Source organism: Hymenobacter antarcticus, from assembly GCF_039539545.1.
GTDB lineage: Bacteria > Bacteroidota > Bacteroidia > Cytophagales > Hymenobacteraceae > Hymenobacter > Hymenobacter antarcticus.
Map to the genome: position 1 here is coordinate 122,902 of NZ_BAABDI010000008.1, position 14,567 is coordinate 137,468.

The following is a 14,567-nucleotide window of genomic DNA, read 5'->3' on the forward strand; positions in this document are numbered from 1 at the left end:
GAAACTGCTCTAATCCACTCCTCAACCCTTTTTCTTCATCACCATGAAAACCCTTATTTCTGCAATACTGCTGCTGGCCAGCACCCTCGGGGCCGCCGCCCAAACCGCGCCCACGTTCACGCTCAACTGCCAGGACGGCTCCTGGAGCAGCTACAAGCAGCTCAAGAATTTCTGCGAAACCCGCGACCTCGCCTTCGATGCCCCCACCGGCCAGGCCCTCACCGTGGAGGGCGGGCCCAACGGCGGCATCACCGTGCACGGCTGGGACGGCCCTAACGTGCGGGTGCGGGCCAAGGTGCAAAGCTGGGGCGCCTCCGAAGCCACGGCGCAGGCCACTGTGCGCCGGCTGGTTATCGGCACCGCCGACAATACCCTGCGGGCCACCGACCCGGCCAACGAGCGCGACTGGAGCGTGAGCTATGAAATCTTCGTGCCCCGCCAAACGGCCCTGGTCCTGAACACCGTGAACGGCGGAATCAGCCTCGATAACGTGCAGTCGGATATTCGCTTCCAGGCCGTGAATGGCGGCGTGACGCTGGCCAACCTGGGCGGGCAGGTGAGTGGCCAGACGGTGAACGGCGGGCTGACCATCGACCTCGCGGGCCGGCAGTGGAGCGGCAAGGGCCTCGATGTGAAAACCACTAACGGCGGCATTCGCTGGAAGCTGCCCCAGGACTATTCGGCCCGGTTTTTCACCAGCACCGACATTGGCAGCATCCATACCGACCTGCCCGTGACCAAAACGGGCATGCTGCACCGCGAAGTAGAAACCAGCCTGGGCCAGGGCGGTGCCCCGGTGCGGGCCGTGACCACCAACGGCGGTATCAGCGTGACCCAGGGCCGCAACTAGCGCGGTTTCAGGGTCAGTGCAGCGTTTTTTTGCAGAATTAAAAATGAATAATCAAAAATTTGACAGTCAGGTTTTTAATTTTATTCGACAAATAAGAAACTGCTTTGGGTTGCACGGTCACTGAAATCACAAAAAGCCTCTGCTGCCTCAGCAGAGGCTTTTGTTGTGGTGTGATGTTGAGGGAAGTAATGCCGCGGGGGGCTGATAAAAATCATCCTGATTCTTGTCAATAGTCATTCCTGAAAGCAGGGTAATTGGCCAATTTTACTACCCTGACGGGGATGCCCGCTGGGTGGCCGCCAAGGTCCGGTTGCTGATGCTTATTGCTATGAAAACGCTGGAAATAACTTCGAGTACGGAAGAAGAAGAGCTGGCTGACCACGACATCATGACGGCGGTGGAGCGGCTTTTTGCCACCAAAAAAGGCGTGACCGCCCACCTCATCGACGTGGCGGCCACCCAGGGCATCGTCATGCTCAGCGGCTACTCCGATAACCTGCTGGCCCGCGAGCGGGCCGAGGAAATAGCCAAGGCCGTGCGCGGGGTACGTGGGGTCATCAACCAAATCGGGGTGCGGGCCATCGACCTGCCCGATGCCACCCTGCGCCGCGACGTGGAAGAAGCCCTGTTGCAGGATGCCGTGGCCTGCGAGTACACCATTGGCTGCACCGCCCGCGATGGGGAAGTGCTGCTGCTGGGCGAGGTGCCGTCGTGGTCTGAAAAACAACTGATTCTGCGCGTGGCGAAGAGCGTGCGCGGCGTGCGCGGCGTGGCCGACCACTTGGTAGTGTGCCACGTAGAGCGCGAGCCGCCCGGCAGCAAGTCGGAAGCCGAGCTGGTAGCCGCCATCCAGGAAATGATTGACTGGGACATCCGCATCGACGGGGCCCAGGTGCAGGTGACGGCCCAGCCCAACGGAGGCGCGGTGCTGAGCGGGGTGGTGGGCAGCGCCGCCGCCCGCGGCCAGACCATTGCCGCCGCCTGGCGGGCGGGAGCCGGCCGGGTGCTGGCCGATGAGCTGCTGGTGGTGCCCGGCGCACTCAGCCACGAGCTGCGCGGCGATAAATACCGGCCCCGTTCCGACGAGGACATTCTGAAAGCCATCCGGGACTGCTTCCGCTACGACCCGCGGGTGCGGGCCGGCACCCCCGAGGTGGAAGTGCGGGACGGCCGCGTGCTGCTGCGCGGCACCGTGAGCAACCTCAAGGCCCAGCGCACCGCCGAGCAGGATGCCCTGGGGGTGGTAGGCGTGTGGCTGGTAGACAACTACCTGCGCGTGCGCCCCCGCCACAACGTGGCCGACCACGACATTCAGCGCCACATGCTGGCCGCCCTGCTGCGCGACCCCTACCTGCAGCGCTACGCGATGGAGGTGGTGGTGCACAACGGCAAAGCCAGCCTGTACGGCACCGTCGATTCGCAGTTTGATAAGCTGCAGGCCGAGGATGTGGCCGCGGGCGTGAACGGGGTTATTGCCGTGGAGAACCGCCTGGTGGTGCCCACCTGGTACGCCACCACGGGCGGCGACTACTTTGCCTGCTACGTGAGCCACGCCGAGCCGGCCGCCGGCAAAATGCCCGGCAGCGACGCCCTCACCCGCACTATTCAGCAGCTGCTGTACTGGTCGCCGGCCCTGAGTGGGCAGGATATCGAGGTGCAGGTTGCCAATGGCCGCGCCACGCTCACCGGCACCGTGCACACGCCCCAGGACCGCCAGCACGCCGCCCTGTTTGCTTTCGAAGGCGGGGCCCACGCCGTGGATAACCAGCTGCGCGTGCGCTACGGCCCGCAGGACTAGCCCCCGAATCCGGGGCCCCGCCGGGCCGCCCTTGCCCACTTCACTCACCGCGCCAGCCATGCTCGAAAACTCGCTCCTTGACGAAACCGGGGCCATGGCTCACTTTGCCGGGCGGTTTTTCCGCGAGGGGTTCCGGCCGCGCTACGAGGTGGCCGAACTGTTGCACCAGTGCTACGTGGTGGGTTACCAGTCGCTGCCGATGGTGGGCATCACGGGGTTCATCATGGGCATGGTGCTCACGCTGCAAAGCCGGCCCACCATGGCCCAGTTTGGGGCCGAGTCCTGGATTCCGACCATGGTGGGGCTCACCATCATCCGGGAGATGGGGCCCATTATCACGGGGCTGATTTTCGCGGGCAAAATAGGTTCCAGCATCGGGGCCGAGCTGGGCTCGATGCGCGTGACCGAGCAGATTGACGCCATGGAAGTATCGGGCACCAACCCGTTTAAGTACCTGGTGGTGACGCGGGTGCTGGCCACCACGCTCATGCTGCCGGTGCTCACCATCCTGGCCGATGTCATTGGCCTGTACGCCTCCTACGTCGGCATCAACCTGAAAGGCGTGACCACGCTGGCGCTGTTTCTCAATAATATTTTTTCTAACCTGACTTTTGGCGACGTGCTGCCGGCGGTTATCAAGACCTTCTTTTTTGGCTTTGCCGTGGGAATAATCGGCTGCTACAAAGGGTATTACTCCAACAAAGGCACCGAGGGCGTGGGGCAGGCCGCCAACTCGGCCGTGGTGGTGTCGTCGCTTCTGATTTTCGTGCTCGACCTGCTGGCCGTGCAAGTTACCGGCCTGCTGGGCCTCAACTAACCTGCCTGCTCATGAGCCCCGCCGCCCCCATCAGTGCCCCCCAGCCCGCCCCGCCGCCGGCCGCCGCGCCCACCGCCGAAGTAGTGCTGGAGATGGCGCACGTGAGCAAGTCGTTTGGCGAAAACCGCGTGCTGCAGGATTTCTCACTGGCCCTGCGCAAGGGCGAAAACGTGGTGGTGCTGGGCAAGTCGGGCTCGGGTAAATCGGTGCTGGTCAAGTGCATCATCGGCTTGTTGCAGCCCGATGCCGGCACCATCACGGTGCTGGGCCAGGATGTGGCCACCCTCGACCACGAAGCCATGGACCGGCTGCGGGCCCGGGTGGGCTTCCTGTTCCAGAGCAACGCGCTCTACGATTCGATGACGGTGCGCGAGAACCTGCTGTTTCCGCTGCGCCGCCACTGGCTCGACCACCCCCGCAGCCAGGAAGACGAACTGGTGCGCCAGGCCCTGGAAGACGTGGGCCTGGGCCACACCGCCGCCATGATGCCGGCCGAGCTTTCGGGCGGCATGCGCAAGCGCATCGCGCTGGCCCGCACGCTCATTCTGCGGCCCGATATCATTCTTTACGACGAGCCCACCACGGGCCTCGACCCCGTGACGGCCCGCGAAATCGACCACCTCATCCGGGAAGTGCAGCGGAAATACGGCACTACGGCCCTCATCATTTCGCACGATATGAACTGCGTGCGCCTCACCGCCAACCGCGTGGCCCTGCTCGTGGACGGGCGCTGCTACGCATCGGGCACGTATGCCGAGCTGCAAAGCCGCGACGACCCCCGGATTCACGAATTTTTTGCCTGAGCCCCGCTACTCTTCTCATTACTAACTACTTAACCCTAAAAGCCATGCCGCAACGCCCTGCCAGTAACCACGTTCGCCTGGGCCTGTTTGTGTTGGTGGGCGTGGCTTTTTTGCTTGTCACGCTGTTTTTGCTGGGCCGGCAGCAAAACCTGTTCAGCCACAGCCTGGTGGTGCAGGCTGATTTTCGGAATGTATCGGGCCTGCTCACCGGCAACAACGTGCGCCTGGGCGGCATTCCGGTGGGCACGGTGCGCAAAATCCAGATTCTGAACGACACCACCGTGCGCGTGGCCATGAACCTGAACCGCGACGTGCAGCCCTTCGTGCGCAAAAATGCCGTGGCCACCATTGGCACCGATGGCCTGGTCGGCAACACCATCATCAACCTGGTGGCCGCCCCCGGCCCGGCTCCGGCCGTGGTGGCCGGCGATGTGCTGCGCACGAAGGTGCCGGTGGGCATCGATGCCATTCTGGGCACGCTCGATGTATCCAACAAAAACCTGGTGGGCATCACCCTCAACCTGCGCGAAATCACGGGCAAGCTCAACCACAGCGCCTCGGTCTGGAAGCTGCTGAATGACGAGCAGCTGCCCATCAACGTGCGCCACAGCCTGCGCAACGTGGAGGAGGCCACCGCCAAGCTCGATGCCGCCTCCACCGATGTGCTGGCCCTCACGCATGGGGTGCGGCGCGGCCGGGGCCCGGCCGGCTACCTCTTCACCGATACCGCGTTTGGCGGCCGGCTGGGCCACGCCGCCCGCCAGCTGGCGGGCACTTCCGATACGTTGGCGGCCACTATCAGCACCCTCAAGCAGAAGCTGCGAACCGAAAAAGGCCCCCTCAATACCTTGCTGGCCGACACGGCCTTCAGCCGGGATATGCGCCAGAGCATGCAAAACGTGAACGAGGGCACCCGCGGCTTCAGCCAAAACATGGAAGCGCTGAAGCACAATTTTCTGCTGCGCGGGCACTTCCGGCGGCAGCAGAAAAAAGAAGCCCGTGCCGCCCTTGAACGGAGCGGCCGCGGTGCTCAGTAATCCTGTTCCCCGTCGGTAGCGGGCACGGCCAGCACGGGCACGGGGCTGCGCAGCAGCAGGCGGTGGGTGATGCTGCGATGAAACATCGAGCCCAGTACGCTATGCTGCCGGGCCAGCACCACCAGCCAGTCGGCTTGCAGGGTGTCGATGGCTTGCAGCGTGCCTTCATCGGCCTGGGTGTCATAAAAGCCTTCCACGCCCAGGTGGGTGGCCTTGGTGTGGAGCAGGCCGCTGGCCCGCACCTGGTGCAGGGCGGCGGCGCAGGCCGCGTCGTCCTGCATCGGCGACACGGTGACGACCGTGAGCCGGGCCGGAGCCAGCTGGTGCAGCAGCCGTCGGGCCGGGGCCGCCCCCGGGGCCAGGGCAAAGGGCTCGTCGTCGGCGGCCACAGCCAGGTGCCCGGGCACGGTGGGGCCGTCGTAGGTTTCGGGCACCAGCAGCAGGGGCAGGCGGGCGTGGCGCAGCACATCGAGCACGGCCGCGCCCATGGCAAAGTCGGCCCGCTCGGCGGCTGGCCGGCCCAGCACAAACAGCGCGGGTCCGTAGCGCTTGGTCAGGTTATCAATCACGCGGGGCAGCAGGTCATCCGTTAGCTCGATGGCGGCGGGCACGGGCAGGTTAGCGGCCAGTACCTGCAGGGCCTGGCGCATTTCCCGGGTGGCGGCCGCGGGCTTGGCCAGGTGCAGATTGTCATCAACCAGGGCTAGCTGGTCGATGTGCAGCAGCACCAGGCGCGCCTTAAGCCGCTCGGCCAGCTCTCCCACAAATTGCAGGGCCCGGCGGGTTTCCGGGAAGAAGCTCGTGAGCACGATGAGAACCAGCCCGGCCTGCTCATTGTGCGGGGCAGTGGCGGGTTGGAAGGAAGTTACCGGAGTATCCATGGCGAGGGAGAGTTGGGCGGCAGACATTGGGAGCGGGCAAGTGGGATGAAAAGGCTGGCGCGAAGGCCGGTAGGCCTAATCCAGCGACGGCAGCAGCAGCACCGGTACCGGGCTGTCGCTCAGCAGCTGGGCCGTCACGCTCCGGTGAAACAGGCTGCTGAGCAGGTTGTGCCGCCGGGCCACCAGCACTATCAGGTCGGCATCGAAATCGGTGGCTGCCTGCAGAATACCCGCCACGGGCTGCAAGCCATGCACAATGCTGACCTGGTCGGGCGAAAGATGGTCGGCCAGCCCTCCGGCCTGCACCGTGTAGAGGATGTGCGCGGCCCCGTGCTTGGCGCTACGCTTGTCGGTTACGTGCACCACTTCCAGCTGGCCGTTCAGTTTTTCGAGCATTCGCAGTACAATCAAATGGTTGTCGCACAGGGCAAATGGCTCGCCGTCGACAGCCAGCACCAGCCGGCGCGGTGCAACGGCATCCCAGCCCACGGTGGGCACTATCAGCAGGGGGTAGGGGGCCTGGCGCAGCAGGTCCATGGCCGCGCTGCTCACCACCTCGGCGGGTGCGGTGGCCGTGCCGGGCCGGCCCAGCACCAGCAGCATAGGCTGGTGGTGGCGCACGGCCTCGGCCACGGCATCGGGCAGAAACGACTCGGAAATTTCGATTTGGGTGGGCACGGGCTGGCTTTCGGCCAGCGATTGCAGGGCCTGCTGGGTGGCGCGCAGGTTGCGGCCGGCGTGCCGGTGGCCGTACTCGTGGGGGGCCAGCAGGCCATCGTGGCGCACGTGCAGCAGCACTAAGTGGGCCTCCAGCGGCACCGCCAGCGCTGCCGCATACGACAGCGCCCGGTTGGAAACGGAGAAGAAATCGGTGAGCACAACGATGGCAGCAGTCATGGCGATAAAACAGCTAGTGAGCGATAAGTAGGTCGGGTAAATTACTTTGCAATAAAAAAGAACGTCATGCCTATCTGGCGTCCGCGTAGTCGAAGCATCTCTACCGCTTCATCAGGGCCGTTCAGCGAAGCGGTAGAGATGCTTCGACGGGCTCAGCATGACGTGCTGATAAGTCAAACTAATTTCCACGACCTACTTACAAGCGCAGTGAATAGCCTTAATAGGAGCCGGCGTACAGGTCGGTCGCTTCGCTGTTGCGGGCCAGTCCGGCTGCTTCCGTCACCGTATCATCGAGCGGGTAATATTCTTTGGGCAGTAGAAACGCCGGGGCCTGCAACGGCCGCAGCGGATATAGCGGACTGAAGCGAAAGTCGTCGCCGTCGGTACCTGGCGTGACCCGTAAAAGCGTGGATTCCGCGCGCGGCCTGGTTTGCTGTTTCATAGAAATAGAGATTGGTGAGAACCAAGGGCGAGGCAGGCACCGCGCCCGCTTGCGGCCCGTTAGGCCGCCATCAGCAGCTCCGCCCCGTCGCGGTGCGGGCGGGCGGGCCGGCGGGGCCGGGCCAGCTGCCAGTGCGCCAGCATGGCGGCGCGGTTCAGCACATGGCCCTGGGCCTCGGCCGCCCCCGAGCCCTTGAAGTATTCGCTGAAGGTGTGCCTCAGGAGCGCACACCAGCGCTCAAAATGGGAGGCGACGGTAGTTGGCAGGCGTTTCCGGTGGGGCGGCTGGCCGAAGTAGCAGGTGCCGGTCAGGGCCTGTTCCCACCAGGCCTGCTCGGTGGCCGTGGCGTGGCGGGAGGCTATCCGGCTGACCGCAAATGCGGGCCCGAGCACGTCATCGGCGGCAATCTGGGCGGTGAAGAGGCTGGCGAACTGCCGGCGCTGCGCCGGGGTTTCGAGTAGAGAAAGGGCACGAACTAGCATAGCGCGGTAACAAATGCGGAGTTGACAGGCCGAAGCGCCAGGGGCAAGCCGGCGGGGCGGCAGCCGTAGACGGCGCTGACGACGACCGCAACCAGTGCCGGGAAAGGGCCGCCAGGGCCAGCACCAGCCGCAAAGACCAAAAGGTCGGCGTGCTCATGGGCATCGGGAGGGCTGGGTGACGAAGCCGCTTCGGCCCTAAAAAAGCTGATACTGTAAAATTAGCATGCTACCCAATCGGGCGTAGTGATGAGTATCAGCCGGTTTGGTGATTTTAGTCATACTTCTGACCCGTAGGTCAACCCGCAATTTTTTGGTTCGCCTTCCTGAAGTATCAGCCCGCCGCGCGGTGCTTCTCAGCCAGCACCGGGCCGGTAGCGGCTCAGCAGCCGGAGCTGAAATCCGGGTAATCGGCGTAGGCCGGAGCGGCCTTGTCATCGAGCCGGATGATGTGGTCGAGCCGGATTTCCTCGCCCGACTTCAGCTGCATAAACTCCACCTTGTCGCGGATGAAGAACGTCTTAATCACGCCCGAGCCCAGGCAGAGCTGGCGCAGGTCGTTGAAATATTGCAGGTCTACCCGGCGGCGCTGGGTAGCGGCGGCTTCCAGCTCGTCGTAGAAATGGCAGTCGATGGGTTGATAGTCGGTAGTCATGAGCTTGGAGAGGAAAGAGGGCGACTCGGGGTTGAGGTATGTTGCTGAAAATGAAGCCGCCCGTAGCCGCATAGGCGGTGCACAGCGTAGAAAGTTACAACCCCTGGCTGACAGCGGCCGTCTTACCGGGCATGCGGCAGTCTACGTTTTTGCTTACGGCTGGTTTGGTTTGGGGAAGCGTGCGGGCCGCTGCCGGCCAGGCGGCGCGGGTGCGCGATACCAACCAAATAGGCTGGTACGTGTACGAAGGCGACCACCGCCTGGGCCGCCGCTGGACGCTGCACACCGAGTACCAGTGGCGCCGGGTGTACTTCATTCGCGAGGCGCAGCAGTCCCTGGCCCGGCTGGGCGGCGCGTTTCAGCTGGCTCCGAGGGTGCGCGTGGGCGGCGGCTACACTTCGCTGATTACGCACCCCTACGGCGACTACCCCACGGCCGACACGGGCGTGCCCTTTCCCGAACACCGCCTCTATCAGGACGTGCAGCTGAGCGACACGCTGGGCCGCTGCCTGACCCTGGAGCACCGCGTGCGGCTGGAGCAGCGCTGGCAGGGCCAGCTGGCCGAAGGTCAGGGCCGGGCGGTGCGGGCCTGGGCATACCAAAACCGCATCCGCTACCAGCTCAGCGCCACGCTGCCGTTGCAGGGCCAGCGGCTCGACAACCGGGAGTGGTACCTGACGGGCTTCGACGAGGTGTTTCTGAGCTTCGGCCGCCGGGTGGGCAGCAACGTGTTCAACCAGAACCGGGTGGCGGGCGGCGTGGGCTATCAGTTCACCAACGACTTTCAGGTATCCGTGCTCTACCTCAACCAAATCACGCAGCACGCCGACCCCGAGCCACTTACGGGCCTGCCGGTGTTCGAATTCAACCACGGCTTCCGGCTGAATGTGAACTACAACCTGCCGCTGGTGAAAAAGCGGAGATAAATACGTCCGGTAGGACCAGCTGCCTGCGTGGCGTAACCTTCGGCGCGGAGCAACAGTGGCGAGATGGGTTGTTCCAATCGAAATAGACGCTACTACCGCTGATTTAACCCCGCTCTTTCTGTCTGCTGACCATCGACGACGAGGAATCGAGCAGCGTGGTGACCACCGTACCGGTGAGAATAGCCAGGGGAATGGCCTCAGTGAAGCGGTCCAGGATGCCCTTCATTCGCTAGCCGGCTACGTGCCGAAGCGCCCACGACAGCTGGTTCACGGCGGTGAGAAACAGCACCAGGCCGCTGACCGCCAGCGGGAGAACTGACGGGATGGAGTGATTCACAAAAGGCCGGGCTTGTTGGGCCAGTGTGCTGGCCTGCAGTGCGGTTGCGAGTGCCGCCGCCGCAGTAGCCGCGTGAAGAAATTGCCAACTGTCGGACCGGGGGCGGGCACTACCAGGCGGGTAGTATCTCGCGGTTTTGCCGTGGCCTTTCTCCGGCCTTTTCCTAACTTGCCCGTCCACCCAAACCCACCCAATTGCTATGCCCTCGCCAGTACCCACCGAAACCGCCACGCCGGAACTCAACCTCGAAGCCAATTCCATTGCGCAGCCCGCCGCGCCCCGGCACGATGGCAAGCGCCCGATGTTCTACGAGTTCAAGCCCGAGGAAACTGTGAAGGCCGCCCACGGTAGCACCCTGCGCTGCAAAACCTGGGAAGCCGAAGCCGCCCTGCGGATGCTGGAAAACAACCTCGACCCCGCCGTGAGCCTGGTGTACGACGAGCTAATCGTGTACGGCGGGGCCGGCCGCGCCGCCCGCAACTGGAAGGAATACCAGGTTATCGTGCGTACGCTCAAGGAGCTGGAGCCCGATGAAACCATGCTCGTGCAGAGCGGCAAGGCCGTGGGCGTGCTCAAAACCTGGGCCCACGCGCCCCGCGTGCTCATCGCCAACTCGAACCTCGTGCCCGCCTGGAGCACCCAGGAATACTTCGACGAGCTCGACCGAATGGGCCTGATGATGTACGGCCAGATGACGGCCGGCTCCTGGATTTACATCGCCACCCAGGGGATTTTGCAGGGCACGTATGAGACGTTTGCCGCCATGGCCGACCAGCATTTTGGCGGTACTTTGTGCGGTACCATCACCGTCACGGCTGGCCTGGGCGGCATGAGCGGGGCCCAGCCCCTGGCCGTGACCATGAACGACGGCGTGTGCCTCGTCATCGAGCCGATTGACGAGCGGGTGAAGCAGAAGATGCGCGAAGGCTACATCGACGAGCAGGCCCGCGACCTCGCCCACGCCCTGGAACTCTGCGAGCAAGCCAAAGCCGAGGGCAAGCCCTGGGCCGTGGGCCTCACTGGCAACGCCGCCACCGTGCTGCCCCAGCTGTTGGAGCGCGGCTTTCAGGCCGACATCGTGACCGACCAAACCTCGGCCCACGACCTGATGGACTACCTGCCCGAAGGCGATATCACCGAAGTGCTGGCCCTGCGCGAAGCCAACCCTGAGGAATTCAAACGGCAGGCCCTGGCTTCCATCGTGAGGCATGTGGAAGCCATTCTGGAGATGCAGCAGCGCGGCACCATCGCCGTAGACTACGGCAACAACCTGCGCGGCCAGGCCGAAAAAGGCGGCCTGACCGTGCGCGACGAAGCTGGCCATTTTCTCTATCCCGGCTTTGTGCCTGCTTATATCCGGCCGCTGTTTTGCGAGGGCAAAGGGCCCTTCCGCTGGGCCGCCCTCAGCGGCGACCCGCAGGACATTCTGCGCATCGACCGCGCCCTGCTCGAAACCTTCCCCGAGAATAAGCTGCTGGCCCGCTGGATTGAAAAGGCCCAGGCCAAAGTCCCCTTTATCGGCCTGCCGGCGCGGGTTTGCTGGCTGGGCTACGGCGAGCGCGAGAAGTTCGGTCTTGTCATCAACGACCTCGTGGCGCGGGGCGAAGTCTCGGCCCCCATCGTCATTGGCCGCGACCACCTCGACTGCGGCTCGGTGGCCTCGCCCAACCGCGAAACCGAAGGCATGAAGGACGGTTCCGACGCCGTGGCCGACTGGCCCCTGCTCAACGCCCTGGCCAACTGCGCCAGCGGGGCCGACTGGGTGAGCCTGCACAACGGCGGCGGCGTGGGCATTGGCAACTCCACCCACTCGGGCATGGTGATAGTAGCCACCGGCACCCCCGAAAAAGCCGAACGATTAAAGCGGGTGTTGACTACCGACCCCGGCCTGGGCATCTTCCGCCACGCCGACGCGGGGTATGAGCTGGCCCAGGACGTGGCCCGCGAGCGCGGGGCGAAGATTCCAGGGCTGTCACATGAGTAACAAGAATTGGGAACGAGTAGGAGGGAGCGTGCTAATGGTCTGCGGTTGGCTGTTTGGCGTAATAAGTTTTGCCGAACATATTCCGCATCCATGGAATACTGTGATGTTTTTGTCGTTGTTTCCGCTAATTTTTATGGGGATATATCTTTTTGCGCGAAAATAAACGCCCTAGGATGTAAAAAAACACAAGATTGACAGCAATTCCAGGCTGACTTTGCTTCGAACAGTATGGGGTTGGAGTAGGGTAGAGTAAGTAAAAGGAACGTTATGCCGAGCGCATCCGAGGAATGATGTTCCTTTTTTGGTGCTTCAATTAGCACCGGCCCAGGCAAATTCCCTTCGGAATAAAGCAACTCGCCGCCGCATCCGTTTAACTAGCTGTGGCAGCGCATCGCCGCCGCGCAAACCCTGAATCTACGCAGTATGAACATTGGAATCATCGGGGCCGGCCACATCGGCAGTGCCCTCGCCGTGCGGCTCACCAGCCTCGGCCACTCGGTTCGCATCGCCAACTCCCGCGGCCCCGAAACGCTGAAGGACGTGGCCCGGAAAACCGGCGCTACGCCCGTTACGGCCCGGGAAGCGGCCCGCCACGGCGAAATCATCGTGGTCACCATCCCGCTGAAAAACATCCCCGACCTGCCCAAAGACCTGTTCGCGGACGTGGCCGCTGATGTGCCCGTCATCGATACGAGCAACTACTACCCGATGCTGCGCGACGGCCACATGCCGGAGCTGGAAACCGGCGACCTCACCGAAAGCGAATGGGTGCAGCAGCACCTGGGCCGCCCGGTGGTGAAGGTGTTCAACAACATCTACGCCGACCACCTCGAAAACAAGGGGCAGCCCGCCGGCACCCCCGGCCGCATCTCCCTGCCCGTGGCCGGCAACGATGCCGCCGCCAAGCAGAAAGTAATGGCCCTGGTTGAGGAGCTGGGCTTCGACGCCGTGGACGACGGCAGCCTGCACGAGTCGTGGCGGCAGCAGCCCGGCACCCCCTCGTACGGGGCCGACCTGCCCGCCGACAAGCTGCGCGAGCACTTCGCCGGCCTCGGCACCACGCGCACCGAGGCCCAGCACGCCGAGTACCTGGCCAACCACGCCAAGCAGGAACAGGCAATGGCCGCGCAAGGCATCAAGCTAAAGTAGCCGGCTGCCGAATAACCGGCTAACCAAAACGTCATGCCGAGCGCCGTCGAAGCATCTCGTGGGCCCAGGTAATCCACTTGATTGGACTAGCTGAAGCCCGCGAAATGCCCCGGCTACGCAAGGTATGGCGTTTTTTTGTGCTCAATGAGGTAGTCCCAGCCGCTGCCGGGCAGCTACAAGCCTTGGTATTTGGCTACCCCTGCCCGCCTGTCGGCCGCTCCCGGCAGCTGCTTCCTGAGAAACGGAAGTAGCTTGCGCCGCGTCGGCAACGGAATGGACTATTTCGGTGTGCACCGCTGTTGCGCACGTATCTTAGGGTGGTAATAAAAAAACGCCATGATGCTTGTTCTAGTAGAAGTGCCCGATGAAGCAGCTTTAAAGGTGCTTCGCCAGCAGCCCACTGTGCAGATTGTAGGTATCCTAACCCCACCTGCCCCGGTGCGCAAGCCATCCATTGCGGGGCTTGTTGGCTCGTTGTCAGATGAAACGGCCCAGCGGATGCGAACCGAAACAACTCAGATGCGCAACGAATGGGAACGGGATTTTTAATCGACACCAATGTCTTTATCGACTTTCAAAATGGTCGTCTGCCAGCTCTCAGCTCCCAATGGCTGATACAGCAGGTGGACAATGGGCACGGCTATCTATCGGTCATTAACCGCATCGAGTTGCTTGTTCGGCCCGGAAATCCGGCGGAAGAAGCCGCATTGCGCCAAATCATTAGTAGCTGTACCGAATTACCGCTCGACGAAACAGTCATCCAGCAAACCATCCGCCTGCGCCAACAGCACCGCATCAAGCTGCCCGATGCCATCATCGCCGCTACAGCCCTCGCCCACGGCATCCCGCTTCTGACCCGCAACGGGCGCGACTTCCAGTCCCTGACCGGCCTGGCGGTTCTCAATCCGCACGAGGCCGCGCCGCTGCCCTGAGTGCCCCCCCCGCCCGCCTGTCGGCCGCTCCCAGTAGCTGCTTCCTGAGAAACGGAAGTAGCTACTGGGAGCGCCCGTATCACGGACCTTGGCATGGGCAGCTTGCGTTACGTGCCAGATGTATTGCCACCGGCAACCGCATCATTCACGGCTACGGCTCCTTTTTTGATGAAATGGTCTGGGGTAATATGCTGCGCCACCTGCCGCTGCTGAAACAGGAAGTTGCCAGGTTGCGAAACGTCTGAAACGCCCTGTTGGTGCTTTTCAGCCATTCCCGCTGTTGAAGCAGCGTAACCCGTGGCCAGCCTTGGTGTGGCGATACATTCGCCGCCAATGATTGCGCGCTTCCCGGAACGTTCCGTCTGTTTTCACTCGGATGGCCGGATTTAGCTGACCGGAAAGGATTGTCAGTCGTTGCTGGAAATGCGTATGCAGTGCGAATCCAACAAGTAAACTGGTCCAATGGCCAAAAAGGCGATGAGTGAGCAAAATGAAGCGAAACAATGCTGGCCTGTTTCTGCGGTTTCAAAGGCAGGCAGGTACGGCCGCCGTATTTGGGGAAAAGGCGGCCCGGCCAGCC

Annotated in this window: 17 protein-coding genes; 10 read left to right on the forward strand and 7 right to left on the reverse strand. The window is 63.2% G+C overall.

The annotated features are described in order from the left end of the window. Window positions 1-43 precede the first annotated feature (43 nt). The 5 genes from ABD819_RS08045 (at window position 44) to ABD819_RS08065 (ending at window position 5,305) form a co-directional block, all read left to right on the forward strand. Entirely contained in the window at window positions 44-850 is an 807-nt protein-coding gene (locus ABD819_RS08045) for a DUF4097 family beta strand repeat-containing protein (protein WP_345122883.1), read from the forward strand. A gap of 328 nt (window positions 851-1,178) precedes the next feature. Then, window positions 1,179-2,648: a BON domain-containing protein gene (locus tag ABD819_RS08050; RefSeq protein ID WP_345122884.1), complete on the forward strand. Its 1,470-nt coding sequence runs from the start codon at window positions 1,179-1,181 to the stop codon at window positions 2,646-2,648. 31 nt (window positions 2,649-2,679) lie between these two features. After that, on the forward strand, window positions 2,680-3,465 hold the full coding sequence (locus tag ABD819_RS08055; RefSeq protein ID WP_345122886.1) for an MlaE family ABC transporter permease: 786 nt from the start codon (window positions 2,680-2,682) through the stop codon (window positions 3,463-3,465). 92 nt (window positions 3,466-3,557) lie between these two features. Continuing rightward, window positions 3,558-4,268, forward strand: a complete 711-nt coding sequence (locus tag ABD819_RS08060) for an ABC transporter ATP-binding protein (protein WP_345122966.1) — start codon at window positions 3,558-3,560, stop codon at window positions 4,266-4,268. A 44-nt stretch (window positions 4,269-4,312) separates the two neighbouring features. Continuing rightward, window positions 4,313-5,305 carry an MlaD family protein gene (locus ABD819_RS08065; RefSeq protein WP_345122888.1) on the forward strand — a complete coding sequence of 331 codons (993 nt, stop codon included), beginning with the start codon at window positions 4,313-4,315 and terminating at the stop codon, window positions 5,303-5,305. On the opposite strand, the gene ABD819_RS08070 is transcribed toward ABD819_RS08065, so the two are convergent. From ABD819_RS08070 to ABD819_RS08090, 5 genes are all read right to left on the reverse strand, one after another. Next, window positions 5,299-6,186, reverse strand: coding sequence for a universal stress protein (locus tag ABD819_RS08070; RefSeq protein WP_345122891.1), 888 nt, complete (start codon window positions 6,184-6,186; stop codon window positions 5,299-5,301). The two genes, ABD819_RS08065 and ABD819_RS08070, sit on opposite strands and share 7 nt — an antisense overlap. A 75-nt stretch (window positions 6,187-6,261) precedes the next feature. Beyond that, window positions 6,262-7,083, reverse strand: a complete 822-nt coding sequence (locus ABD819_RS08075; RefSeq protein WP_345122893.1) for a universal stress protein — start codon at window positions 7,081-7,083, stop codon at window positions 6,262-6,264. Window positions 7,084-7,300: 217 nt separating this feature from the next. Further along, window positions 7,301-7,525 (reverse strand): hypothetical protein, encoded by a 225-nt coding sequence (locus ABD819_RS08080; protein WP_345122895.1) that lies wholly within the window; start codon window positions 7,523-7,525, stop codon window positions 7,301-7,303. 59 nt (window positions 7,526-7,584) lie between these two features. Next, on the reverse strand, window positions 7,585-8,007 hold the full coding sequence (locus ABD819_RS08085; RefSeq protein ID WP_345122897.1) for a globin family protein: 423 nt from the start codon (window positions 8,005-8,007) through the stop codon (window positions 7,585-7,587). 379 nt (window positions 8,008-8,386) lie between these two features. Beyond that, the gene (locus tag ABD819_RS08090) at window positions 8,387-8,659 is read right to left on the reverse strand and encodes a hypothetical protein (protein WP_345122899.1); all 273 of its coding nucleotides are present in this window, start codon (window positions 8,657-8,659) and stop codon (window positions 8,387-8,389) included. A gap of 164 nt (window positions 8,660-8,823) precedes the next feature. Between ABD819_RS08090 and ABD819_RS08095 the strand changes: the two genes are divergently transcribed. Continuing rightward, complete coding sequence (locus tag ABD819_RS08095; RefSeq protein ID WP_345122901.1) at window positions 8,824-9,585, forward strand: DUF2490 domain-containing protein; 762 nt, start codon at window positions 8,824-8,826, stop codon at window positions 9,583-9,585. Window positions 9,586-9,688: 103 nt separating this feature from the next. Here the strand turns inward: ABD819_RS08095 and ABD819_RS08100 are convergent, their stop codons facing one another. Then, window positions 9,689-9,811 (reverse strand): hypothetical protein, encoded by a 123-nt coding sequence (locus ABD819_RS08100; protein ID WP_345122903.1) that lies wholly within the window; start codon window positions 9,809-9,811, stop codon window positions 9,689-9,691. A 310-nt stretch (window positions 9,812-10,121) separates the two neighbouring features. Here ABD819_RS08100 and hutU point away from each other — a divergent pair, with 310 nt between their 5' ends. The 4 genes from hutU (at window position 10,122) to ABD819_RS08120 (ending at window position 13,987) form a co-directional block, all read left to right on the forward strand. Continuing rightward, window positions 10,122-11,906 carry a urocanate hydratase gene (gene hutU, locus ABD819_RS08105; RefSeq protein WP_345122905.1) on the forward strand — a complete coding sequence of 595 codons (1,785 nt, stop codon included), beginning with the start codon at window positions 10,122-10,124 and terminating at the stop codon, window positions 11,904-11,906. Window positions 11,907-12,296: 390 nt separating this feature from the next. Then, on the forward strand, window positions 12,297-13,055 hold the full coding sequence (locus tag ABD819_RS08110) for an NADPH-dependent F420 reductase (RefSeq protein WP_345122968.1): 759 nt from the start codon (window positions 12,297-12,299) through the stop codon (window positions 13,053-13,055). A gap of 336 nt (window positions 13,056-13,391) precedes the next feature. Then, window positions 13,392-13,604, forward strand: coding sequence for a hypothetical protein (locus tag ABD819_RS08115; RefSeq protein WP_345122907.1), 213 nt, complete (start codon window positions 13,392-13,394; stop codon window positions 13,602-13,604). Further along, entirely contained in the window at window positions 13,586-13,987 is a 402-nt protein-coding gene (locus ABD819_RS08120; protein ID WP_345122909.1) for a type II toxin-antitoxin system VapC family toxin, read from the forward strand. Before ABD819_RS08115 ends, ABD819_RS08120 begins: the two co-directional genes overlap by 19 nt. A gap of 107 nt (window positions 13,988-14,094) precedes the next feature. Here ABD819_RS08120 and ABD819_RS08125 read toward each other — a convergent pair whose 3' ends face one another. After that, the gene (locus ABD819_RS08125) at window positions 14,095-14,259 is read right to left on the reverse strand and encodes a hypothetical protein (RefSeq protein WP_345122911.1); all 165 of its coding nucleotides are present in this window, start codon (window positions 14,257-14,259) and stop codon (window positions 14,095-14,097) included. Between the last annotated feature and the right edge of the window lie 308 nt (window positions 14,260-14,567).

Bases quoted from the DNA above. Each gene is read 5' to 3' on its own strand.
- ABD819_RS08045 (WP_345122883.1), top strand. From the start codon at position 44: ATGAAAACCCTTATTTCTGCAATACTGCTGCTGGCCAGCACCCTCGGG.
- ABD819_RS08050 (WP_345122884.1), top strand. From the start codon at position 1,179: ATGAAAACGCTGGAAATAACTTCGAGTACGGAAGAAGAAGAGCTGGCT.
- ABD819_RS08060 (WP_345122966.1), top strand. From the start codon at position 3,558: ATGGCGCACGTGAGCAAGTCGTTTGGCGAAAACCGCGTGCTGCAGGAT.
- ABD819_RS08065 (WP_345122888.1), top strand. From the start codon at position 4,313: ATGCCGCAACGCCCTGCCAGTAACCACGTTCGCCTGGGCCTGTTTGTG.
- ABD819_RS08070 (WP_345122891.1), bottom strand. From the start codon at position 6,186: ATGGATACTCCGGTAACTTCCTTCCAACCCGCCACTGCCCCGCACAAT.
- ABD819_RS08075 (WP_345122893.1), bottom strand. From the start codon at position 7,083: ATGACTGCTGCCATCGTTGTGCTCACCGATTTCTTCTCCGTTTCCAAC.
- ABD819_RS08080 (WP_345122895.1), bottom strand. From the start codon at position 7,525: ATGAAACAGCAAACCAGGCCGCGCGCGGAATCCACGCTTTTACGGGTC.
- ABD819_RS08085 (WP_345122897.1), bottom strand. From the start codon at position 8,007: ATGCTAGTTCGTGCCCTTTCTCTACTCGAAACCCCGGCGCAGCGCCGG.
- ABD819_RS08090 (WP_345122899.1), bottom strand. From the start codon at position 8,659: ATGACTACCGACTATCAACCCATCGACTGCCATTTCTACGACGAGCTG.
- ABD819_RS08100 (WP_345122903.1), bottom strand. From the start codon at position 9,811: ATGAAGGGCATCCTGGACCGCTTCACTGAGGCCATTCCCCTGGCTATT.
- hutU (WP_345122905.1), top strand. From the start codon at position 10,122: ATGCCCTCGCCAGTACCCACCGAAACCGCCACGCCGGAACTCAACCTC.
- ABD819_RS08115 (WP_345122907.1), top strand. From the start codon at position 13,392: ATGATGCTTGTTCTAGTAGAAGTGCCCGATGAAGCAGCTTTAAAGGTG.
- ABD819_RS08120 (WP_345122909.1), top strand. From the start codon at position 13,586: ATGGGAACGGGATTTTTAATCGACACCAATGTCTTTATCGACTTTCAA.
- ABD819_RS08125 (WP_345122911.1), bottom strand. From the start codon at position 14,259: ATGGCTGAAAAGCACCAACAGGGCGTTTCAGACGTTTCGCAACCTGGC.